The 23,821-nt window shown below is 36.5% G+C and carries 24 protein-coding genes and 1 riboswitch; of the genes, 13 read left to right on the top strand and 11 right to left on the bottom strand.

Going from position 1 to position 23,821, the window contains the following annotated elements; translation table 11 throughout:
- The first annotated feature begins 74 nt into the window (after positions 1-74).
- Entirely contained in the window at positions 75-1,484 is a 1,410-nt protein-coding gene (locus H0184_RS03570) for a SpoVR family protein (protein ID WP_221821035.1), read from the top strand.
- An 816-nt stretch (positions 1,485-2,300) separates the two neighbouring features.
- On the opposite strand, the gene H0184_RS03565 is transcribed toward H0184_RS03570, so the two are convergent.
- The 6 genes from H0184_RS03565 to H0184_RS03540 all read right to left on the bottom strand — a co-directional run bounded on the left by H0184_RS03565 (position 2,301) and on the right by H0184_RS03540 (position 6,868).
- The gene (locus H0184_RS03565) at positions 2,301-2,642 is read right to left on the bottom strand and encodes a hypothetical protein (protein ID WP_221821033.1); all 342 of its coding nucleotides are present in this window, start codon (positions 2,640-2,642) and stop codon (positions 2,301-2,303) included.
- Positions 2,643-2,843: 201 nt separating this feature from the next.
- On the bottom strand, positions 2,844-4,100 hold the full coding sequence (locus tag H0184_RS03560; protein ID WP_221821031.1) for a DUF445 domain-containing protein: 1,257 nt from the start codon (positions 4,098-4,100) through the stop codon (positions 2,844-2,846).
- An 89-nt stretch (positions 4,101-4,189) separates the two neighbouring features.
- Positions 4,190-5,161, bottom strand: coding sequence for an AtpZ/AtpI family protein (locus H0184_RS03555; RefSeq protein ID WP_221821029.1), 972 nt, complete (start codon positions 5,159-5,161; stop codon positions 4,190-4,192).
- A gap of 3 nt (positions 5,162-5,164) precedes the next feature.
- Positions 5,165-5,551, bottom strand: a complete 387-nt coding sequence (locus tag H0184_RS03550) for an ATP synthase F0 subunit B (protein ID WP_221820992.1) — start codon at positions 5,549-5,551, stop codon at positions 5,165-5,167.
- Between the two features lie 31 nt (positions 5,552-5,582).
- Positions 5,583-6,296 (bottom strand): F0F1 ATP synthase subunit A, encoded by a 714-nt coding sequence (gene atpB, locus H0184_RS03545; protein ID WP_221820989.1) that lies wholly within the window; start codon positions 6,294-6,296, stop codon positions 5,583-5,585.
- A 278-nt stretch (positions 6,297-6,574) separates the two neighbouring features.
- Positions 6,575-6,868, bottom strand: a complete 294-nt coding sequence (locus tag H0184_RS03540; protein ID WP_221820988.1) for a HesB/YadR/YfhF family protein — start codon at positions 6,866-6,868, stop codon at positions 6,575-6,577.
- A gap of 339 nt (positions 6,869-7,207) precedes the next feature.
- Here H0184_RS03540 and H0184_RS03535 point away from each other — a divergent pair, with 339 nt between their 5' ends.
- The gene (locus tag H0184_RS03535; RefSeq protein WP_221820986.1) at positions 7,208-7,543 is read left to right on the top strand and encodes a hypothetical protein; all 336 of its coding nucleotides are present in this window, start codon (positions 7,208-7,210) and stop codon (positions 7,541-7,543) included.
- A gap of 64 nt (positions 7,544-7,607) precedes the next feature.
- On the opposite strand, the gene H0184_RS03530 is transcribed toward H0184_RS03535, so the two are convergent.
- From H0184_RS03530 to H0184_RS03520, 3 genes are all read right to left on the bottom strand, one after another.
- Complete coding sequence (locus H0184_RS03530; protein ID WP_221820983.1) at positions 7,608-7,784, bottom strand: hypothetical protein; 177 nt, start codon at positions 7,782-7,784, stop codon at positions 7,608-7,610.
- A gap of 132 nt (positions 7,785-7,916) precedes the next feature.
- Entirely contained in the window at positions 7,917-9,269 is a 1,353-nt protein-coding gene (locus H0184_RS03525) for a hemolysin family protein (protein WP_221820981.1), read from the bottom strand.
- Between the two features lie 253 nt (positions 9,270-9,522).
- Positions 9,523-10,656, bottom strand: a complete 1,134-nt coding sequence (locus tag H0184_RS03520; protein ID WP_221820980.1) for a histidine kinase N-terminal domain-containing protein — start codon at positions 10,654-10,656, stop codon at positions 9,523-9,525.
- 201 nt (positions 10,657-10,857) lie between these two features.
- Positions 10,858-10,964, top strand: a riboswitch (TPP riboswitch).
- A 132-nt stretch (positions 10,965-11,096) separates the two neighbouring features.
- Here H0184_RS03520 and thiT point away from each other — a divergent pair.
- The 5 genes from thiT (at position 11,097) to H0184_RS03495 (ending at position 14,773) form a co-directional block, all read left to right on the top strand.
- A complete protein-coding gene (gene thiT / locus H0184_RS03515; protein WP_221820978.1) occupies positions 11,097-11,672 on the top strand; it encodes an energy-coupled thiamine transporter ThiT in 576 nt (191 codons plus the stop codon).
- 136 nt (positions 11,673-11,808) lie between these two features.
- The gene (locus H0184_RS03510) at positions 11,809-12,033 is read left to right on the top strand and encodes a FeoA family protein (RefSeq protein ID WP_221820976.1); all 225 of its coding nucleotides are present in this window, start codon (positions 11,809-11,811) and stop codon (positions 12,031-12,033) included.
- Complete coding sequence (gene feoB, locus H0184_RS03505) at positions 12,033-14,039, top strand: ferrous iron transport protein B (protein ID WP_221820973.1); 2,007 nt, start codon at positions 12,033-12,035, stop codon at positions 14,037-14,039. Before H0184_RS03510 ends, feoB begins: the two co-directional genes overlap by 1 nt.
- Before the next feature lie 18 nt (positions 14,040-14,057).
- On the top strand, positions 14,058-14,213 hold the full coding sequence (locus tag H0184_RS03500; RefSeq protein ID WP_221820971.1) for a FeoB-associated Cys-rich membrane protein: 156 nt from the start codon (positions 14,058-14,060) through the stop codon (positions 14,211-14,213).
- Positions 14,214-14,317: 104 nt separating this feature from the next.
- Positions 14,318-14,773: a helix-turn-helix transcriptional regulator gene (locus tag H0184_RS03495; RefSeq protein ID WP_221820970.1), complete on the top strand. Its 456-nt coding sequence runs from the start codon at positions 14,318-14,320 to the stop codon at positions 14,771-14,773.
- 243 nt (positions 14,774-15,016) lie between these two features.
- On the opposite strand, the gene H0184_RS03490 is transcribed toward H0184_RS03495, so the two are convergent.
- A complete protein-coding gene (locus H0184_RS03490) occupies positions 15,017-15,592 on the bottom strand; it encodes a hypothetical protein (RefSeq protein WP_221820968.1) in 576 nt (191 codons plus the stop codon).
- A gap of 20 nt (positions 15,593-15,612) precedes the next feature.
- The gene (locus tag H0184_RS03485) at positions 15,613-15,927 is read right to left on the bottom strand and encodes a nuclease-related domain-containing protein (RefSeq protein WP_221820946.1); all 315 of its coding nucleotides are present in this window, start codon (positions 15,925-15,927) and stop codon (positions 15,613-15,615) included.
- Between the two features lie 154 nt (positions 15,928-16,081).
- Between H0184_RS03485 and H0184_RS03480 the strand changes: the two genes are divergently transcribed.
- The 6 genes from H0184_RS03480 to H0184_RS03455 all read left to right on the top strand — a co-directional run bounded on the left by H0184_RS03480 (position 16,082) and on the right by H0184_RS03455 (position 23,600).
- Positions 16,082-18,112: a transglycosylase domain-containing protein gene (locus tag H0184_RS03480; protein ID WP_221820944.1), complete on the top strand. Its 2,031-nt coding sequence runs from the start codon at positions 16,082-16,084 to the stop codon at positions 18,110-18,112.
- A 342-nt stretch (positions 18,113-18,454) separates the two neighbouring features.
- Positions 18,455-19,012: an RNA polymerase sigma factor SigY gene (gene sigY / locus H0184_RS03475; RefSeq protein ID WP_221820942.1), complete on the top strand. Its 558-nt coding sequence runs from the start codon at positions 18,455-18,457 to the stop codon at positions 19,010-19,012.
- Entirely contained in the window at positions 18,966-19,316 is a 351-nt protein-coding gene (locus tag H0184_RS03470) for a YxlC family protein (protein WP_221820940.1), read from the top strand. The genes sigY and H0184_RS03470 overlap by 47 nt, the downstream gene beginning before the upstream one ends.
- Positions 19,309-19,503 carry a sigma-Y antisigma factor component gene (locus tag H0184_RS03465; protein ID WP_221820939.1) on the top strand — a complete coding sequence of 65 codons (195 nt, stop codon included), beginning with the start codon at positions 19,309-19,311 and terminating at the stop codon, positions 19,501-19,503. Before H0184_RS03470 ends, H0184_RS03465 begins: the two co-directional genes overlap by 8 nt.
- 327 nt (positions 19,504-19,830) lie before the next feature.
- Positions 19,831-21,588: an ABC transporter ATP-binding protein gene (locus H0184_RS03460; protein WP_221820937.1), complete on the top strand. Its 1,758-nt coding sequence runs from the start codon at positions 19,831-19,833 to the stop codon at positions 21,586-21,588.
- Positions 21,585-23,600, top strand: coding sequence for an ABC transporter ATP-binding protein (locus H0184_RS03455; protein ID WP_221820934.1), 2,016 nt, complete (start codon positions 21,585-21,587; stop codon positions 23,598-23,600). The genes H0184_RS03460 and H0184_RS03455 overlap by 4 nt, the downstream gene beginning before the upstream one ends.
- The last annotated feature ends 221 nt before the right edge of the window (positions 23,601-23,821 follow it).

Genomic DNA, 23,821 nt, shown 5'->3' with positions numbered 1-23,821 from the left:
TGTTTTTTACATCTTGTTTCATCTTTCCCGGTTTTTCCTCATACATTGTGGTAAGAGGAAAAGGGGGAATGGCGATGAATGGGGACGATCGCAAAGCACTCGAATACGCGATTAGTGAGATTACTGAAATTGCGCGGGGCTTTGGCTTAGATTTTTATCCAATGCGATATGAAATTTGCCCGGCAGAAATCATTTACACATTTGGTGCCTATGGAATGCCTACCAGATTTTCACACTGGAGCTTTGGGAAGCAGTTTCATAAGATGAAACTGCATTATGATTTAGGACTAAGTAAAATATATGAACTGGTTATCAATTCAAATCCTTGTTATGCCTTCTTATTAGATTCCAATTCACTCATACAGAATAAATTAATTGTTGCACACGTACTTGCTCATTGTGATTTCTTCAAGAATAATGTCCGTTTCCAAAATACCAAGCGAGACATGGTTGAAAGCATGGCTGCGACGGCTGAAAGAATTCGTCTTTATGAAATTCAATTTGGAAAAAAAGAAGTCGAGACCTTCCTAGATGCAGTATTGGCTATTGATGAACATATAGACCCTTCACTAATGAGACCAAAACTTGCATGGTCACTTGAGGATGATGCAGAAGATGAGGTTCAGCAAACAGCTTCTCCTTACGATGATTTATGGAAGCTCGATGAAAAAGACAAACAACAGCCAGCTCAGCCTAGAAAAAAGCAATTTCCTCCGAGACCTGAGAAGGATATATTATTGTTTATTGAAACCTATAGCAGGGAACTAACTGATTGGCAGCGGGATATTTTGACGATGATGCGTGAAGAAATGCTTTATTTTTGGCCGCAGCTTGAAACGAAAATTATGAATGAGGGCTGGGCGTCATATTGGCATCAACGAATCATAAGAGAGATGGATTTAACAAGTGGTGAAGCCATTGAGTTTGCAAAATTGAATGCAGGTGTTGTTCAGCCTTCAAAGACAGGAATTAACCCGTACTATCTTGGCATTAAGATATTTGAGGATATTGAAGAAAGATACAATAATCCAACGGAAGACATGATAAGAAGAGGAGTTACCCCAGGATCTGGCCGGGAAAAGATGTTTGAAGTTCGTGAAGTGGAATCCGATATATCTTTTTTACGGAATTATTTAAACAAAGACCTAGTGATGAGGGAAGATATGTATCTCTTCCAGAAGCAGGGAAGGGATTATAAAATCGTGGATAAGGAATGGGAGCATGTTCGCGACCAACTTGTCAATATGCGTGTAAATGGGGGCTTCCCATACATTACCGTCAATGACGGTGACTATTTGAAAAACGGTGAGCTCTATCTGAAGCATTGGTATGAGGGTGTAGAATTAGATGTGAAATATCTTGAAAAGGTATTGCCGTATATTCACCAATTATGGGGAAGACCTGCTCATATAGAAACCATGATTGAAGACCGAAGAATGTTGTTTTCCTATGATGGAAAAGGTGTTCATCGGAAGTATTTGTAAATTCTGGCTTCGCGCTCAGAAAAACACATGACCATGGTGTCAGATTGTCGAGAAAGGTATCTTTCTCGGCAATTATTATTTTTTGCCTGCCCAAAGGCCTGTTGATTTCCGCTCCAGGTGCTTCGCTTTCCGCGGGCGTGCCGGGGAGCCTCCTCAGCGCTTAAGCGCCTGCGGGGTCTCCCCAGCCCCGTACTCCCGCAGGAGTCTTCGCACCTTCCACTCCAATCAACAGGGAGAATGAACCTGGATATTGCCACACACTTTTTCAAACCTGGCTAAGTGCGTGGCAAACTTTTTCATGTTTTGGATGCATCGGTAAGTAACACTTGTTCACCAATAAAAGAAAAATTAATATACTTGTCCCACCTTTCTTAACAGGTGATTGTGAGGCACTAAATCATCAATAAATACAAATTCCGCTTCATTTTGTATCTCTTTTTTAGGCTTATACATTTAATCCATCGGCCTATTAATATAAATAATATTATGTTAAATTAACGCGGTGAAATGTTAAAGTTATTGAAGAATAAAGGCTCTTTTCTAACATATTGTTGCAAAGAGTGGATTGGAGCGAAAGGTGCTTGACTCCTGCGGGATGTAGAGGAAAAGTCGAGACCCCACAGACGCGCAGCGTCGAGGAGGCTCGACTTCCTCCCCGCGGAAAGCAAGCACCTGTAGCGGAAAGGAACGGTCCATTTGTATACAAAAAACAACATTCTATACAAAAAGAGCCAAAATAAAAGACTGTCGAGAGTTTCTCGACTGCCTGACACCATGACCATGGTGTTTTTCTTTTTTTATTCTAGTTTTTTCATGTTATTTATTTAAAAGAACAGCACCAATAGCAATTAGGAAAATGCCAATAATGGAATAAACTGAAATTTTCTGATGTAGTACTAAAATTGATAAAACTGTAATCAGAACTGCATTTACTCCCGTTTGAATACCGCCAAGCATTACCGTATTTCCAAATATTGTACTGCCTTGAATGAACCCCCAGGCTAGTACAATGTTTCCGATAAAAGAAAGAGGGAGAAAATATACATTAAACCGGATGCTGTCTTTTAAAGTGGGTTGAAAAAAATATGCTGATAAAATTGGTAACAAAGAAAAAACAGCAGCACCAATGATAATTGCGCCAATTACAAGAAATTTCAAAGAAACACCTCTTTTAATGGACTATTTTATCTTAAATATTCTTTGTTCTATCAGTGATCCATAACAAGACTACCTGAGGATGTTGTATTAACTGATATGTACTCATAACGTCGCTCCTTGTCATTTCATTACTTTATAGAATGTGCATTACAATAAATTTTTATAAAAAAAAGCTATCTTGCAGAACAAGATAGCCCATTTCTAAAAAAATAATTTCAATCCAACTAAGATTAGTCCGATTAGGAAGCCGCAGACGGCGCCGTTTACTCGGATCCATTGCAGGTCTTTGCCAACGTTGTTTTCAATCATATCAATCAGTGTCTCATTATCAAGTTTTTCGAGATTTTCTTCAACAAGTTTACCAATTTTAGAATGATTGTTATCGACAAAGGTTGTGATTTGCTGCTTAACCCAGATATCAATGGCTTTTACTTTTTCTTCATCTGTCTTAAGGCTTTCAAGTGCCTGTGATAATAAAGGAAGGAGGTAGCCCTCGTAAAAGCCCGGTAACACAATCAGGTTGGAGGCTTTTTCTTTTAGCTGGTCTATAAATTCGATGATTTTACTTTCCAGGTCCCATGAGGCGACTAACTGATCCTTAATATTGCTTAGCTCTAAGGCAAGGTTTTCATCAGTTTTGATACCCTGAAGCTTGGTATTGATATGATAAAGTAAGGTTTGCCTATTATGATTAAATGGGTCTTTGAAGCTGACTACCCCTTTTTGGATAAGTCCAATTATTATACTTCCTAACTTTTCCTCATTGACTATGTTAGTAAACGATTTTAATGCAAATTGCATAAAACCGTCTGCTTTAATATTTTCCAATGCGTCAACTGCCATTCTGCCCAGTCTTTCTTTTGTACTTTCCTTTTTTGACCAATCTTCAATTTCCTTTAGGACAAAATCAAGCGCTTTTTCATCATATTTCCGAGCTATTAGTTGATCAATGGCAAGCGGAAGATATTTACTTGTATCCATATCCTGCAGCTTTTCTTTCAATTCTCCTACTATGGTTGGTGCTAGTTTTTTACTATCAACAGAAGAAAGGAGATGCTGGATTAGCTTTATACTGCCATTTTTTACGGCCTCACCTGGTAATGCTTTCTCGGCTATATCAAATAGCTTCTCAGGAAATTGAATGCTTGATACTTTCTTCCTAATGCTTTCTTTCGTAAGCCAATCGTTTTCAAGCATGGAGATTATTGCTCCAATAATTCTTTTACGGTTCTTAGGCAATAGTGCTGTATGTGGTATGGGCAGACCTAAAGGGTGACGGAATAATGCGGTAACTGCAAACCAATCTGCAAGTCCACCAACTAAACCTGCTTCAAATCCTCCCTGAAGAATAGTTCCCCATAGGGAATCCTGAAACGGAATCGTCACTACAAACCCGACTCCCATGACAGCTAGAGAAATCGTAGCTAAGTGCTTCGATTTATTCTTTTTTCTCGACATCTTTGAATCCCTCATTTTTAACTGAAATATGTTTGTTTATTGATATTATCTCAATAACAGAAAAAAAAGCAAAAATAAACTCCTCAACACTAGTGAGAGGAGTCCTTCATTTTTCTCTTTTCAGGTTTGATGTGCGTTATGAGCCCATCCAATTCAGTGATATAAAACTGTGTAACAGGAGCAGATTTTAGATATTTTTCTTGAACTAATTGATAATAGTTAACCCTTCGATTTGGGTCAAATTGAAGCATTGGATATTCCTTACGTTCCTTAACATACAAGTCTACTGCTTTTTGGACCATGTCCATTTCAGCAGGGATAATCTTTTCATTTTCCTCGAAAAGATCATAAGTCTCTTTTGACATATAATATTTCTTAGAAGGAATGCCGCCTAGAATATGTGCCAGTTGTTTGAAGTCAATGCTGTTATCATCTTGAACAATAATCGATCGGTATACACCCTTTGGCAAATTATCAGAGAATTGTCTCACAGCCTTCCGAACTTGGTCGATAGTGACATCAATGATTGGGTAGTTTTTATCGTCGGCCTGTTCTTTTTGTGAGACATTTTTAACCTGTGAATCCTTATCATCCGGCTTCTTAAAATACTTTTGAACCATAACGTATCCAGTAAGTCCTCCAATTCCGATACCGATAAAGGTGAAAACTACGGTTAACCAAGGCTGCAAACCGTATCGGCCATCTAAAAAAGAGCCAAGTTTATAAAATCCGAAAACAGTTAAGGCAATTGTTAATCCAAAAACCATATTGAGGGAAAGGGTTTTCATTAAAAAGTTTGTAAACTCGTTCCAATGTTGATCATTGAAGTTCTTTTCATTGTCCAGGAATTTTCTAACCTCTTTCTTCATCTCTTCAGAAACCTTATTTTCCTTAAAGAAAGGCTCTAAATATTCACTTTTTGTTTTATCTTTATTTTTTAAAATACATGCTGTTTTTTCTGTGTTTCCTTTTGTGTAATGTACGTAAATATACTTTTCCTCAAAACCCAATTCAAGATTTTCGGTAACTCTTCCTAGGTATTTTGTAAACTTGTGTCTCATATTTTACGCCCCCTTACTATCTTTATGCATGAATGAACGGGAACGGAATAATTCCTCTTTCGCTTCCTTTACTATTTCTTTTGCCTGGAATTTCGCATCGGAAATAATTAATTTGGCCTCATATTCACTATGTTTCATTATTTCCCTGGCGTCTTTTCTAGCTTGATTTAGGACTTCGGCACTTAGCTCCAAATTTTTTTCTGCCTCCTGTTTATATTGTTCTGTCAGCTGGAGCTGATTTTCAATATGTTGTTTTCTGCTATCCATGACACCAACTAACTTTTTAAAAACAAGTTTCTTTAAAATAAAAACTAAAACGGTAAATATAAGTGCTTGATAGACCATGGTTCCTAGAGAGATGGGGAGCCCAAACAGAGTTATATCTCCCAAAATAATCAACTCCTAACCTTCATATTTTCTATTATGTTAAACGATGAGCTATATAAACCATAGTGAGTGTAACAAATATGTAAGCTTGAATAGTGCCAATGAAAACACAGAATGCTTGCCAAATGAGCATTGGAATAGCGGCAAGGGAAGCAACCGCAAATCCATGTGTGACTGCACCTGCTAATAATGCAAGCATTACCTCCCCAGCATATATATTACCAAATAATCTAAGACCAAGGGTTAAGGTAGTTGCAAATTGTTCCAAAATGTTGATTGCAAATAAAGCTTTAAAGGGTTTGAAAAAACTGAGTAGATAATGTTTTAAACCATGCAGGCGAATGTCGATGAAGTGTGTGTAGGCAATAATCATGATGGCTAAAGTCATGGTAACATGAGCATCAGCAGTTGGAGAGCGCCACCAAGAAACAGGATGGTCTTCACTGGTTATGATGGAAAAGGGGACACCTAAAAGATTGGCAATAAATAAATACATTAATAGAGATACTCCAGTAGATAAAACAAATAAATTGTTAGTGTGACCCATTGAATTATTCATGATATCTCTAACAAAGTCCATGATCCATTCCATAAAGTTTTGCCACTTCTTTGGGATACCTTCTGTGAGGTTTCTAGTAGCTAAATAAGCAATGAAAAAAACAAGCAGTGAAGCAATTGTGGTAGTCAATATGATGGATAAATCAAAGGTTAAATTAAATAAGACTACTTGTGGCCTAGCGTGTTCCATGATGTTCAACCCCCTTCTTATAGTAGGTTAAATTAAGCGATATTGCTTAAGAAATAGGAAATATTTACTAGGTAGCGCTTTCATTATAAGGCTAATTAATCATTATTGCAACATAGTTCACAATTTATTGCTAATTTTCAGAATTATATAGTTACCAAGGTTACAAACAAAGTTAGTGTATTGTGATTTGCCCCAATTTTATTGTTTGGAATAGTATTAATAATGGAAAAGGGCAGCCATATAATGGCTGCCCGAAATGATGATAATGGAGAATTAATTTAATTTCTAATGGTTTCCTTGAAGGAAATTTGGATTTCCTTTTCTTCTTCATTGTAGGATAAACAGGTTTCGGTGTCTTCAAAGAACCATACATCATTTCCTTCTACATAGAAGTGAATGCCATTAATCTCTTTTGTAAATCCAATATTTGATGGTGCCTCTCCTGAAAAAGCAAGGCTGAAGCCTTTGTGTTTTTCACCAAAACCACTGTACTGTGGAAACATTCTTACCGTATTAATCTCGAATTCATTTGTAAACCACTTTGCAGCTTTTTCATCAATAGAAATTAACATAAAAATTACACCAGCCTTTTCAAAATGGTACTATCCATAATAATAGTTAATCTGTGTTTGATTAAGAAATATGGTTATTTCTTATGCTATTAGATTAAGGCTTTTTGTTATATTTGCATGTGACATTTTTCACAAGGATTCCTATCATAAAGATTATTTTGAAAAAAGTTCAAAATTCCGCAATAATCATCACAAAAGGTGGATAATAAAAAAATAATAAATACATTAACCTTGGATTAGATATGCAGTCACTTTGGTATTATTGTTTTGGAATTTGTAACATATATAAAGTGTTAAAGGTGTTAAAATGGATTTATAACGAAAAGGGAGCTAGCAATCATGGAACATAAACTTGATAAATTGACAGAGAATATTTCTGATATTAAAACGCTAATTGACACTTTCAATAAAACCTTAGAAAACATTGAGCATAGACTATCTCGATTAGAGCAAATGGACAGTATTGAACACCGCGTAGAGGTTAATCAGATTGACTTGTCAGATATTAAAGAATCGCTGCAGCGAATTGAGGACGTACAGAGTACCGTAGTAAAAGAAGTAAAGAATAATTCAGGAAATGGCGAGAATATAAAGCATATTAATCGTCGGCTTGATTCACACCTAATTAAATTAGCCAAAGCAGAAGAAGAAATTATTATGTTGAAAAATAGGTAAAAAAAAATAGAAAAGATCAGATGATAATCTGATCTTCTTTAACTCTTAAAGGCAAGCTGGTAATTTATTTGAATAATGATTTAACACCTTTAAAGATTAGCACTAATGAAAAAATGATAACGGCTAATGCTCCAACGATATCAAATATTGGACCTAGGAAACTTAAAAATGATACCGGCTCAACGCTCATTAATGCAAATCCAGAAAGTATAGAAGCTAAAAATAATAAAATTAGTTCCATCGTTTTTATCACCCCTTTAATGTAAGATATGTTTTCAAGGGGGATAGTGCTTGGATTTTAAGTAGAATATTACAAAATTATTACAAAAAAACAGCCAAAATCACTTTTGGCCGTTTTGTAAGGTTCTATATACTAGGAAAGTACTTCCGTTTGAGATAATGCTATATTTTTGGCGCTGGGTTCTTCATCATGAACTTTTTTTGTAACTTCAATATACTTTATGTGATGTTCCTCCATATCAAGAATTTTAAAGCTATAAGATTCATGCTGTATGGAGTCTCCTTCTTTTGCTTCATAATTCTCGGTTAATATCCAGCCGCCGATGGTGTCAATATCTTCATCATTGATGTCGACGCCCAACAAATCATTTACTTCTGTTACTAATACCTTAGAGTCAATTATATAGTGGTTCTCCTTAATTTTACGTATCATTGGTATTTCATCTGAATCAAATTCATCACGGATTTCACCAACAATCTCCTCAAGGATATCTTCAACTGTAACTAACCCTGATGTACCGCCATATTCATCCATTAATATTGCCATATGCATTCGGTCTTTCTGCATTTTTACTAGTAAATCATGGATTGGAATGGTTTCAATCACCCTGATAATTGGACGGGTATAGTGTTCAAGTGTCTTAGTTGAAAGTGTTTCTTTACTAATTAAATCTGTCACCATTTCCTTAATGTTAACTAGCCCAATAATATGGTCCTTATCACCATCAATAATCGGATATCTCGTATATTTTTCCTCACGGATGACTTGGAGAAAAGTGTCCAATGTATCATCTTTCGATAATGAAACGATTTCCGTCCTTGGAACCATAATTTCTTTGGCGATGCGGTTATCAAATTCAAATATTTTATTTACATACTTAAACTCTGATTGGTTAATTTCGCCGCTTTTATAGCTTTCAGATAGGATAATTCGAAGCTCTTCCTCGGTATGTGCCATTTCGCTTTCTGAGACAGGCTTGAGACCAAAAATGCTTGTTACTATTCGTGCTGACCCATTTAATAACCAAATAAAGGGATACATCACTTTATAAAAGAGGATCAAAGGCCGTGACATAATCAAAGTTATCAATTCAGCTTTCTGAATAGCAAGTGTTTTAGGTGCCAGCTCTCCTACGACAACATGTAAAAACGTAATGGTCGCAAACGCAATCCCAATTGATAAGACATGGGAAACGCCTTCAGGAATTTCTAGTCCATTAAAAAGGGGAGCGAGTATATGCTCAATCGTTGATTCCCCAATCCAACCTAAAGCGAGGGCAGTAATGGTAATTCCCAACTGACAAGCTGAAAGATATTCGTCTAGGTTTGAAATTACCTTTTTTGCATGAATAGCGCTCGAATTACCTTCTTCAATCAACTGATCAATTCTTGAACTGCGAATTTTAACAATAGCAAACTCTGAAGTTACAAAAAAAGCAGTTAACGCAATTAAAATGGCTATTAACACCAAGTTAAATATGTCCAAATAATTTCCCTTAGCTCGTAAAATACGAGTTAAGGAGTCACCTCCTAGTAATTTAAAAAACTCGTTACATTAAAAAAGGGATTTCATCGAGACTCATAATCTAAATTTAAAAACAATTATAGTAAATTACAACTGTACAGTCAAACGTTCTGGTTTGTAAATTAGTTGGTATAAACATTTTATGAAAAAAGTCTTGTACATATGAATCTGAAAATTGTAAATTGTTAAAATTTTAATTAAAAATAAACGTCTCCTATATAGAAGACGCTGCAATAGGTAATTTAATTGTAAATATTGTAATATCTGGGGTAGAAGAACAGTTTAGTTCACCTTTATGTTTTTCAATGATTTCATTACATACAAAGAGCCCGAGACCTGTACCCAGTTTTTTTGTTGTAAAGAAAGGCTCGAATATCGTTTTACTTAATTCTGCAGGAATCATTGGGCCGTTATTGGAAATGGATAGAACAACATTTTCATTATTTTCTATAAAGCTTTTAATCTCAATAATTGGATTGGAGCTTCTGTGATGGTTTAACACGTCAATCGCATTAAATATTATATTAATGAGTACTTGCCGCATTTCATCGGCATACCCATAAAGTGTAATCTCTTCAACTATTTCCTTTTTGATTTTTACTTTACCATCTAAAATACTCGGATATAAGAAATTTAAGACTTCATCAATCAACTTATTAAGATGAAACTGTTCTTTTTCCTTTCCAATTAGTTCTTTCTTAGATAAAAGTAAAAATTGTGAAATTCGAAAGTTAAGCTGCTCCAGCTCACTTGAAATGATTTCCAAATATTTCATATTTGGATGGTCAGCTTTAAGAAGTTGAATAAACCCCTGTATTGATGTAAGAGGATTTCTAAATTCATGAATAAAACTAGATGTCATTTGTCCGAGAAGTGTTAAACGGTCCTGATGTGTTGAATCAATAAACATCGTTTTCTCTTCGATAATTTTGTTTTTAGCCTCTGTATAATGGGTGACAGCATAATATAGAAATTTATCAAAACAGTAATTTATTTTATTAATGGATTCCTGAAGTTCATCCCACTGTAAGCCCGCTCTGCTTAGGTAACTGTATAACACACTTCTGCCAAGATTAACATTATAAACAAAGTCACCAATATTAATGTTCGCCAGCGCTCTTTCCTCAGAAATTTCAATAGCATATTTTCGGATAATCTCTAATAACTCTTCTTCACTCATGGTATGCATAGTAAGGATAACATTAAATAAAGCAATTCCATTTTCACGTATTTTTTCTTTATAGGGGTCCCCGTTAGAAATAACAATTGAACTTTCCCACTCGCGTACTAAACTTTCTTTATTCTCATCAAAAAAGACTATTAATTTCGTTTGTGTACCAGATAGCATCACAGTTTCCTCCTAAAGACATTGCCAAACTGACTAAAAAGATAATTCGTGATAATAGCTGAAAATCCCTTTAAAATAAAATGGGTAAACCTTACCAATTTTAAAACATACTGCATAATTATTTTCATTATACCACGGATGGAAGATTATCCTTGTAAAAGTCCTATAAAAATAGTATATTCGTGTATGAACATAATTAAATATTTCCACAGGGGGAGCTGCTATTAGCGGCTGAGAGTGAACGTTCGAGTTCTGACCCTATGAACCTGTTAGTTAACGCTAGCGTAGGGATGTGGTTTGCCAACTATTAAAAGCTAACAATGCAGACAATCCTAACTCGTCCTGCATTGTTTTTTTTGTTTTTATAGGCGCCATATTAATTCTTAGGAGTAATACCTGTCGAACGTTCTCCACTATACAAATAATAAGGGGGAACATGTATGGAGAAAAAACGCAGCAATACATTATTTTTAGTTGAAGTAGCTGTATTTTCAGCACTAGCTTATTTATTGGATTTCGTTTCAGGATTGTTGTCATTAAAAATATGGCCACAAGGAGGTTCTATTTCAATCGCAATGATTCCAGTCTTCCTTATGGCGTTCCGATGGGGAATTAAAGGTGGACTCTTATCTGGCTTTTTGCTAGGTTTACTTCAAGTTATCCTTGGCACTCCACAAATTCTCACCATTGTTCAAGCACTACTTGACTACGGTATTGCGTTTACTGTTATCGGTTTGGCCGGAATTTTCTCAAATCAAATTAAAAACGGTCTCGAAAATAAAAATAAAGCTAAATGGATCACTTATGTAGTTTTAGGGACATTTTTGGGAAGTGCCTTAAGATATTTAGCTGCCGTGTTATCAGGAATAGTGTTTTTTGCACACTATGCACCTGAGGGCCAGCCGATAGAAATCTATTCTTTAATTTATAATGGAACTTACATGCTTCCAAGTTTTATCCTCAGTGCCATCATTGTAATTCTTGTCATCAGTGCTGCACCGAAAAAAATGATATAAGTGGAAAATAGAAAAGTCTGTGACTTTTCTATTTTTTTTTCGAACTTTTGTCACAGAATGAGCCATCTTTCAATGGTAAAATAATGTTATAAATAAAGATAATCATTCTCAATTAACAGAAGTTAGGGTGATATAAATGTTCGGCTCATTTAGAGTAGGTGAAAAAGGAAAAATAATAAATATATCTAAAGTTGGCCGCCTTGTCCAAAGAAGGTTATTAGATCTAGGAATAACAGAAGGTTCTGAAGTATGTGTTAAATGTATCATGCCATTTGGCGGTCCCGTTATGATTGAGTCTTGTGGACAGTGTGTAGGACTCCGTCGGAAAGAAGCTCGCCTAATAGAAGTGGAGAGAGTTTAATGGAAATTGCCCTAATAGGAAACCCAAATACAGGAAAGACCTCGTTATTTAATAATCTTACAGGATCCTATGAATATGTGGGCAACTGGAGCGGTGTTACAGTTGAAAAGAAAGTAGGGGTTTTCAAGAATAATATAGGAAAATTAATTGATTTGCCAGGAATCTATTCCTTGAATCCATTATCAAAGGATGAAGGTGTCGTTACTACTTACTTCCTAGTTGAACAAGTCGATAGACTGCTAAATATTCTTGATGCTTCTCAATTAGAACGAAATTTACATTTGACTCTGCAGCTGCTCGAGTATGAGAAACCTGCCTTAATTGGTTTGAATATGATTGATGTCGCGAATAACCGCGGAATTAAAATAGACCCTGCTAAGTTATCCCAGATTTTAGGTGTACCCGTTGTTCCTGTTGTGGCAAGGAGCGGTAAAGGCTGCGACCATTTAATAGAAGTGATTTCAACAAGTTCGAATCATTCAAAGGTCAAAAAACATGTTTACTATGGAAAAGCAATCGAGGATGCTATAACAAAATTAAGTATTGAACTATTTGGAAGAACACAGCATTCACCTAGATGGCTTGCCATTCAGCTTTTCGAAGGTAATGAATATGTATTTCAATACCTTGCTGATCTTTTAGAACCAAGTAAACTAGAGTCACTCGTTTCAAATTTGGAGTCGGCAGTTAAACAAGAAAATAGTCATGTAAAATCGCTGGAAAACTATATCTATATGAAAAGAAAAGAAGTAATAGAAAAAATACTGGCAGCATCTGTTCAAAAGGTGTGCAGCATTGTACCTTTGTCTGAAAGAATTGACGCTATCGTAACCAATCGCTTTTTAGGAATGCCAATCTTTCTAATTTGTATGTATTTGATGTTTATGCTTACCTTTGATTGGCTTGGTACTCCATTATCTGATGTTTTGGATGGATTTCTTACAGGACCAGTAACCACAGGATTTGAGAAATTCCTTGGTGCTGTTCATGCTTCAGACTTTATCCATGCATTGATTATCGAAGGACTGATCGCTGGCGTCGGAGGGGTATTGGTATTTGTTCCACAGATATTTATTCTATTCTTTTTTATTTCCCTTTTAGAGGATTCTGGCTACATGGCCCGGGTTGCGCTAGTAATGGACCGGATTATGGAGTCTGTGGGGCTGAACGGAAAGGCATTTATTCCAATGATGATTGGATTTGGCTGTAATGTCCCAGGAATTATGGCTGCAAGAACGATAGAAACACCGCGCGAGAGACTAATGACCATATTATTGACACCCCTGATGTCATGTTCAGCACGCCTTCCTGTATACGCATTGTTTGTGGGAGCATTTTTTGCAGCTCATAAAGCACTAGTGGTATTAAGTCTTTATGTTCTAGGAATCGTTGTCGCACTTTTACTAGCAAAACTATTTACAAAAACATTATTAAAATCAGAAACATCGTTATTCGTGATCGAGTTGCCGCCATATCGTCTCCCGCAGATACAATCGCTCTGGAGAAGCACTTGGGATAAGGGAAAGGGTTTTGTTAGAAAAGCTGGAACCTTCATCTTCGCAGGCTCCGTTTTCATTTGGCTGTTATCGTATGCTGGACCGAATGGATTAAAAGTAGATATGGATGATAGCTTTTTGGCATTTATAGGGAATTTGTTTGCACCGTTATTAGAGCCAATTGGCTTCGGAACTTGGCAGGCTGCTGCATCATTAATAACAGGGTTCTTAGCAAAAGAAGCAATCAATTCAACCATGAATATTATTTACTTTGTTCCAGAGAATGCAAGTCTGCAAGGTTTATTAAGTGATTTTTACACACCGCTGGCTGCCTATAGTTTTATGGTGTTTATTCTATTATATATTCCTTGTTTAGCAACTGCGGCTACTATTTATAAAGAAACAGGCTCAAGGAAGTGGACTGCATTTTCAATCCTATACGCACTATTTATTGCATATGTTTTATGTTTGGTCATTTATCAGGGCGGTAAACTGTTTGGATTAGTCTAAGATAAGGATGTGTACCGTATGATAGCTAATATCATCATTGGCGCTGCGATTTTCGGTTACGCCACTTGGGCATTAGTAAAGTTTATTAACAAATCGAAAAAAGGAAAATGTGCGGCATGTGACCTTGAAAAATCCTGCTCTAGTCAAAGTAACTGCGGCACTCCAACTAAATAAAACAATAAAAACTGCTGTCTTTTAATCGATAGCAGTTTTTTCTTTTAAAAATAAGGCAACTTGTGTAAAATTACACTAGTAGGTTTTTGAAAGAAGGTCTTAGCATGAATAGGGAAGAAATCATTATGCTAGTTTCAGATAAATTGCGATTGATCCGTGCGGAAGCCGGCTATACTCAGGATAAAATGGCAGAAATTATTGGTGTATCTAAGAAAACTCTTGTACAAATCGAAAAAGGAAGGGTCCTTGCAGGCTGGTCGACGGTTGTTACGGTTTGTGCTTTATTTAGAGAAACAGAAACGGTTCAATTTTTATTTGGGAATGAACCACTCGAAGTTTTGGAGACAGTTGCCCGCGAAGGAATTGATTATCGGAAAATGAAAACGTTTGGAGGGAGAATTTGGTGGCGTGAAGTCTCGAGAAAAAATGGATTTATTCTCCAGCAAAATATTCTCAGCAAGCATTTTCGAATACTGGATGACAGAAATTATCGGGTATACAGCAGCTTTGATGAAAAACAATCCAAAATACGCTTTAAAGAATTAACCAAGAACGAATAACCAAAAGCATTCGAATATTATTTCGAGTGCATTTTTTCTCTCCTTGAAGGTTGATAGCCCGAGAACCTGCTATTTTGGGAAAGAGCGGTCACTCATAAGAGGATGAGAGCCCGTGAATAGCAAAAAGACCAAAGAGCGGTCACTCATAAGGAAGATGAGAGCCCATGAATAGCAAAAAGACCAAAGAGCGGTCACTCATAAGGAGAATGAGTGACCGTGAATAGTAAAAAGTAGAAAGAGCGGTTACTCATAATAAGTCCATTGCTTACATCCAATAACTTTATAATGTTTCTGCAGGATTCTCCGTATAGTTTTCCTAGAATCTATCACCTTACACCAATCAAAAATCATATTAGTTGTAACTCTGAGAGTTGGAAAAAGCAATTTAAACTCTTCGGTACTACGTTTAACAGCTGATTCAACCTCTTCCTCGAAACCGCAAATTTTACAAGTAAGTAACCATTTGTCACATGACAAAAAAAAAGAATTGCATTTAGCATAAGTGGTCCCTTTTTGTAGTGATTGATATTCGTATGAAGGTAATTTTGGATAGGGAGATTCAATTTTGTGGTCTGCAATTAATTTTTCAGCAAGTTTTTGCTGCATCCCATTAGGATTAGTTGGTTTTAAATTTTGTTTATCCATAAAGCTGCTAAGCTGTGGAGGGAAAATAATTGACTCATTTTGGGGAGCTTGATATAAAAAGAATTTTGGATTGATAAAAACTAGAAAAGGAACAATTCGAAATTGGAATCCATTTTTCTTGAGAAATTGTTGGAGCAAAGTTTCTACTCTCTGAATTTGGTGCAATGGATTCATGATTGGATTTTTTAAACCAGTTAAATAGAAATCGCCATCCTTGTACAGATAATTCCTTCATAATTTTTTACTTCACAGGGGATTATTGTATCTTGAATAATCAAAGAGGAATCAATTTGAAATTTTGATTGATTAATTTCAAGCATTAGATCATTTAGAATAAATATTTCATTATTGAGCTTTTCCGCTGCCATTAAATCAAATGCAACTTCCCCTTCATATCCTTTTTTTAGATATAAATACTGCTTCAGTTCGTCTTCAGTTAAAATCATTCGTGTGTTTAGAAATCCCAATAGTGTTAATAATTTTGGTTCAGTTCTAGAGTTTAAGAACATATTCCACTTCCTTTATCGAAACTATAACCTAATCATATAAGAAATTAACCGAAAATTTGTGACAAAATATCTACAAGTTTGGTTAATTTTACCTCATTTAGGGAAAAAGAAAATGATGTCCTTCATTTCTATTTTTATTTCGTAAGGAGGAACTATGAAAAAGGTAGTGAATAATTGGAAGCGATGGCATATGAACCAATTAATGGTTCTCTCGTTTTCACTTTTAGTTTTGGGATTTCTAGGAATCGTATATGCATATTCAATGGATGCGGATATTTCTTCACTAAAGAATGAACTTCCCCAGGCTACAGTTTTTTATGACTTGAACGGCGAGGTTGCAAGTAAGGTATCGGCCAATAAAAATGAAGGTATCCCCATTAGTCAGGTCCCAGACTCTATGAAAAATGCAGTTATTGCAATAGAGGACCGGAGATTTTATGAGCATCATGGTGTCGATTATATTGGTATCACAAGAGCACTGATAAGGGATATCAAAGCTCGCGGAATGGTAGAAGGCGGAAGTACCATAACCCAGCAATTAACAAAAAACACACTGCTTACCTCTCAAAAAACATTAAAGAGAAAAGTAGATGAAGTATTCCTAGCCATGCAAATTGAGCGGCAATACAGCAAACAGGAAATCCTTCAAATGTATTTAAACCAAATCTATTTTGGTGATGGTGCATGGGGAATTAAGCATGCAGCACGAAATTACTTTGCAAAAGAGGTCAAGGATCTTTCTATTAGCGAATCGGCATTACTGGCGGGATTAATAAAAGCACCATCAGCTTTAAATCCATATCATCACTTGGAAAAAGCAACACAAAGAAGAAACCTTGTATTAACACAAATGAAGAAGCAGGGATATATAACGGCACAGCAATATGAACAAGCTCTAAATGAAAAAATCAACTTAAATAATAAAGGCGGGGATCCTTTTCGAGGGAAGTATCCTCACTATGTGGATCAAGTATTTGATGAAGCGATAAAAGTATATCATTTATCGCAGGATGAATTATTAACAGGCGGGTTTCAAATTTATACAGAGCTTGACCCTGCTTTGCAGAATGCTATGGAGAGAACCTATCAAAAAGACTATTTATTTCCAAAGGGCACTGACCAAATGGTTCAAAGCGGCGGTGTATTAGTTGATCCCAAGACCGGAGGAATCCGGGCTATTGTTGGCGGCCGCGGAGAGCACACTTTTAGAGGATATAATCGTGCAACTCAACTAAAGGCACAGCCAGGTTCAGCTATTAAACCGATTGCCGTCTTTACTCCAGCACTCGAAAATGGCTGGAAAATAACCGACATGTTAAAGGATGAACCGATGAGCTTTGGTGAGTATGAGCCAAGCAATTACAACCATGAATATGCAGGGGAAGTTCCCATGTATGAAGCAGTGAAAGATTCAAAAAATGTTTCAGCAGTCTGGTTATTGAATGAGATTGGGATTGAAAAGGGCTTAGATTCGACCAAACGTTTTGGAATACCACTAGAAAAGGGTGATCGCAATCTATCTCTTGCACTTGGAGGATTAGAAGAAGGAGTATCTCCGTTAATAATGGCTGAGGCCTATTCTGCTTTCCCAAATAATGGTGTCCGGATAAAAGCTCATGTTATTAAAAAGATTGTGGATGCAGAAGGGAATACAGTTGCAGAATGGAAGGAAAAAAAGGAAAAAGTCACCACAAAAGCTGTTTCAGAACACATAAACACGATGCTGCTTGGCGTTGTTGAACATGGGTCTGGAAAAAACGCTCAAATACCTGGAAGAGAAATTGCTGGGAAAACAGGTTCAACACAAGTTCCAATTGAAGGAGTAAAAGGTGTCAAGGATCAATGGTTTGTAGGCTATACACCTCATTTAGTTGGCGCGGTCTGGGTCGGCTACGATAAAACTGATGAAAAACATTACTTGAAAACCACTAGCAGTGCAGGTGCAGCCATTGTTTTTCGGGAAATCATAAAGGAAGCATTAAGAGATACGCCTTCAACCAGCTTTGATGTTCCTCGGATTGATGGTTTGATTCAAAAAAGGCAAGAGGAAGAAAAAGAAATGAACCGAGAAACAATTGAGGAGCATTTTAATAAAGGTGCGAAAAAATGGGAAGAAAAATGGAGGAAACAAAAAGAAAAGTGGGAAAAACGATGGAAAAGAATTGGACCCAAAATAAATTATTAATGGTAAGGCACGAGGTTTTTCGTGCCGTATTTTTTTTAAAAACGACAGGACCTCAAAGTTGTAAGAATCATCCTTATGAGTGACCGAAGCTGCCCTTTTAATAAGATTTCGGGTTCTCATCACCCCTATGAGTGACCGAAGCTGCCCTTTTAATAAGATTACTGGCACTCATCAATCTTATGAGTACCGCAGCTGCCCTTTAGAATAAAATCGTGCCTTTTGTGTTAGAAATTATATTATTTAATAAAAATATTATAAAATATGAACGAAATGATTAGATTCACGTCTTATACATATACAAAAAGATAAAGGGTTCGATGGGGGAAAGAGAGGACAAGTGTGATGGATCCGTTAATAAAAAGCGCAAAAGAAGGGGATCATCTTGCATTTGCTATGTTGTTTAAAGAAAATTATCCATTCCTTGTAAAATACTTAATGAAAATTACAATGAATCCAGATATAGCAGAGGAACTAGCACAAGAAACAATGGCAAAATGCATTCAAAAAATTCACCTCTATAATGGTCAAAGCAAATTTTCCACTTGGCTGATTTCCATTGCTACTAATGCTTACATTGACCAATGTAGAAAGCAAAAGAGAGAAAACCAATGGAAGGGACAAGAAGAAGTTTATCGAAAGCTGAAATGGCATTTTGAAAGCCGGAATGAGGAATGGAACGATGCCATTGAGGCATTAGGTAAATTGCCGGTAGACGTTCGGGTTCCTATTGTACTAAAGCATTATTATGGATACTCATATGATGAAATTGGTGCATGGATGAAAATATCCTCTGGAACGGTGAAATCAAGAGTTCATAATGGAATCTTGGCAGTAAGAAGGGAGCTGAAACTAGGTGAAGAAACAGAAGGTCGTCATACTCGACAACGAACAACAAAATAAGCATGACTTGGATGCTATTCACAAGCTTCAAGAAGGGTTAAGCAAGGTTGATCAATTCCCTGTCTATACACCGGACCTGCAATGGTTTGAAAATATGGTAATAACGGAAAAGGAAAATAGCAGAAAAAAACTAAGGAAAGAATTATCCTTATTCCTTACGATTGCCTTATTCATTTTAAGTGGAATTATTGTATCTTTTTATCAAATGCCAATTGTGTTTCTCTTTATTCAGATCATTACTACAATTTTTATTGTATTCTACACAGTGACTGGGTTTCGCAGGAAGGTGAAAATTAATGAATAATGAATTATCCCCCACCGTCATAATTATCGTAGCAGCGATTCTTTTAACGCAAAGCATCTTTTTATTTTTAGATGCCAGAAAACGCAATCACAACTATTGGTTATGGGGAATCGTAGGGCTTATTCAAGCTCCAATGCCAACCCTTTTTTACCTGTTATTTGTTCGAAAGATTTTTCGAAAGAGGTAAAATTAAGCAGGATGAAAAATTCTGAAAAATAGGAATTGACATATAAATAAACTGGTGATAATCTAACAAAGGATGTAAAAAAAGGAAATGGAGGGTTACCAAATGATTGTTACACACAGAACTTTAACTGCAACTGAATACTCGAATGTAACCTGTCCAATTTTACATGCATTAGTCTGATTTTTTCTATTTGCAATAGTAATGGAGTCAACACAGGTTGCGTTCTTTTCTTGACGTAATGTGTGTTTTTTTGTCTCTATTTTTAGGTTTTGAGGCATACTGCACAAATGCGGTATGCTTTTTTGTCTTTTTTACAGGGGGGATTTTATGTTTTCGGTTCTAAAAAAATTAAGTTGGTTTTTTAAGGAATATTGGAAGCGATATGTTATTGCGATTTCTTTATTAATTTTAGTCGGAATTTTAGATGTGCTGCCGCCTAAAATAATCGGGATGGCCATAGACGATATTCATTTAGGAGAAATGAATACTGGAAAGATAACAGGCTATTTAGGCAATCTTTTGCTGATTACCGTTTTCTCTTACGGAATTACGTATGTTTGGATGTACAAATTATTTGGCGGAGCTTTTCTGGTTGAGAGGAAGCTGCGATCAAGGTTCATGGGACACTTATTAAAGATGTCGCCGACATTTTATGAGAAAAATCGAACAGGCGATTTAATGGCTAGGGCAACAAATGATTTAAAGGCGATTTCCAATACTGCTGGTTTTGGGATATTAACTTTAGTTGATTCTAGTGTCTGGATGCTGACACTTATTATAACAATGGGAGTGCTTATCAGCTGGAAACTTACCCTTGCGGCCATTCTTCCTCTGCCAATTATGGCCTATATCATGCAGGTATATGGAAATAGGATTCATAAACGATTTATGGAAGCACAAGATGCATTTGGGGAATTGAACGACCGAGTATTAGAAAGTGTTGCTGGTGTAAGGGTAATTCGTGCCTATGTCCAAGAAGAAGCAGATGGCAGACGGTTCCATCAATTAACAGAGGATGTATTCGAAAAAAATATCAAGGTGGCAAGGATTGATTCATTATTTGACCCAACTGTCAGGATCCTTGTAGGAATCAGCTATATTATTGGTCTTGGATATGGAGCGTATTTAGTCTTTAATCAGGCGATTACCTTGGGCGACCTCGTTGCTTTTAATGTTTATTTAGGAATGTTAATTTGGCCGATGTTTGCAATAGGTGAGTTAATTAATATCATGCAAAGAGGAAATGCTTCCTTGGACAGGGTAAATGAAACACTATCCTTTCAGGAAACAGTAGAGCAGCCATCAAAGCCCGTTAAGGTCGAGACTGCAGATAGAATTGATTTTAAGCAAGTGGGATTTCGGTATCCGTCTTCTAAAGAAGATAATTTAATAAATATATCTGTTCAATTACTCCAAGGTCAGACACTTGGGATTGTCGGAAAGACAGGAAGTGGTAAGACCACTCTCATTAAACAGTTGCTGAGACAATACCCTTTAGGCATTGGTGAACTATCCATCTCGGGTGTTCCTCTTAACGAGCAAACCGTCAATCAGATTCGGAAGTGGATTGGATATGTTCCACAAGACCATGTTCTTTTTTCGAAAAGTGTTAAAGAGAATATCTTATTTGGAAATAAGGATGCAAGTGACGAAGAGCTGGAAAAGGCCATTGAGTTAGCTGCTTTCCGGAAAGACTTAGAAATGCTCCCTGAAGGTTTGGAAACACTGGTCGGTGAAAAAGGTGTAGCCCTTTCAGGCGGCCAGAAACAAAGAATTTCTATTGCCAGGGCGCTTATTAAAAATCCAGAGATTCTGATACTTGATGATTCTTTGTCGGCTGTTGATGCCAAAACTGAAAAAAGTATTATTGACAATATCCGTGATATAAGGAAGGACAAAACCACGATTATCACTACCCACCGCATGTCAGCTGTTCAGCATGCAGACCATATTATCGTTCTTGATGAGGGCCGAGTAATCGAAGAAGGAACACATGAGCAGCTGATTTCACTTGATGGCTGGTATAAGGAACAATATTTACGACAACAGGTGGAGAATAACTTTGAAGAGGGGGTGACAGCATGAGTACAGGATGGCGATTAACTCAGTATGCGTTAAAGTATAAAAAAATCATCTTTGCTGCATTATTTATGCTGACCATTTCCGTTGTTGCAGATTTAGCAGGTCCATTCATCGCAAAAAATATTATCGATCAGCATATTTTAGGTATTGAATCGGTTTGGAATGAAACCAAAGAGGGAAAAAACACCGCAGCGTATCAAGGGAAGTTTTATAAAAAAGAAAAGAATTTCGCCAACGACGAGGTAAAGGGCAATAAAATAAGAATTTTACAGGTTGGTGCAAGATTTGTCATCGTTGAAGGGGAGCTTGAATTCGATGGTAAAAGAACCTTTAAAGAAGGTGTGCTGACACTTCAAAAGGGTACCCAGAAGGCAGAATATGAGGCACAGGTCTTGACGACAAAAGAGTTAATGGCGTTTTACCAGCTGGAGATTCCAGGGATTATTACGCTGCTGGTCATTTATTTTTGTTTATTGGTTATTTCTTCAATTTTTCAATATGGCCAGCGGTTTTTATTGCAAAAGTCAGCCAATCGAATCATTCAAAAGATGCGTGAAGATGTGTACGGACAAATCCAGCGTTTGCCTATTCAATACTTTGATAACCTGCCCGCTGGAAAAGTGGTAGCAAGAATCACCAATGATACAGAGGCGATACGTGAGCTTTATGTAACGGTATTGGCACAATTTTTTACGAGTGCAATTTATATTACGGGAATCTATGCAGCACTGTTTATTTTAGACGTGGAGCTGGCTGCAATCTGTTTAGTATTATTACCAATCCTTTATGCATGGATGAAAGTTTACCGGCTTTTTGCCTCTAAATATAATCATGTAATACGTTCACGAATTAGTGATATTAATGCGACAATAAATGAATCAATTGGCGGTATGAGTATCATTCAAGCGTTTCACAGGGAAAAGGATACTGAAAAGGAATTTGAAAAGCTTAATACCGAACATTTTACCTTTCAAAATAAGCTGTTAAGCTTGAACGCTTTAACCTCTCATAACTTAGTTGGGGTGCTTAGAAACCTCGTATTCGTTGCCTTCATCTGGTACTTTGGAGGGCAGGCGGTAAATCCGGCTTCCGTAATATCCTTAGGCGTGCTCTATGCTTTTGTCGATTACATTAACCGTCTTTTTCAGCCTGTACAGGGGATTGTTAATCAGTTAGCGAATTTGGAAACTGCTTTGGTTGCCGGGGAACGAGTGTTTAAGCTGATGGATGAACAAGGTGAAAATGTCAGTACTGAACGAATGAAGCGTTTTTCTGGGAATGTCACTTTTGATCAAGTCTCTTTTGGGTATAAAGAAAATGAGTATGTACTGAAGGATATTGACTTTGAGGCGAAGCAGGGGCAGACTGTTGCACTTGTAGGACACACTGGTTCTGGAAAAAGTTCGATTATGAATTTACTATTCCGTTTTTATGATTGTCAAAAGGGCAAAATTCTAATTGATGGTAAGGACATTATCAATATTCCACGGCAAACCATTCGGAATCATATGGGTATTGTGCTGCAGGATCCATATTTGTTTACCGGTACGATTGCCTCTAATGTAAGTTTAGGTGATCCAGAAATCACGAGGGAAATGGTAGAAAAGGCTTTAAAGGATGTTGGGGCTGAAAAAGTCTTTAAGAACTTAGAAAATGGATATGATGAACCTGTTATTGAAAAAGGAAGTACGCTTTCAAGCGGACAGCGTCAGTTAATCTCTTTTGCTAGAGCCCTTGCTTTTAACCCGGCAATTTTAATTTTAGATGAAGCAACATCAAGTATCGATACTGAAACAGAAGCAGTTATTCAAGAGGCAATGGATGTTTTGAAGAAAGGCAGAACAACGTTTATCATTGCACATAGACTGTCAACGATTCGCAATGCTGACCAAATTCTTGTGCTTGACCGTGGAAGGATTGTTGAACGTGGTTCGCATGAAGAATTGATGGTTCTAAAGGGAAAATACTATCAAATGTATGAACTCCAAAAAGGGCGAACGGAGCTTGCAGGATGATGTTCACTAAAATTTCACAATGTGATTGGTGAACTGTTAATTTTATCACATATAAAAACCGCTAATTATGATAATTTAAATATGTTTAAGCTCTAACATAATAAGGGGTGGATATAATTGACAGATTATTCTATTGTTAATGTAATTGGAAGTTTATTAATTCTTTCGTATTTTATTGGCTATATGATTGTTAAGCATTAAAGTGCAGACATTTGTCTGCA

The organism is Neobacillus niacini, from assembly GCF_019749295.1.
GTDB classification, from domain to species: Bacteria; Bacillota; Bacilli; order Bacillales; family Cytobacillaceae; genus Neobacillus; species Neobacillus niacini_D.
The sequence above is the reverse complement of the archived record's forward strand: the minus strand, read 5'-3'. Positions and strand labels throughout refer to the sequence as shown.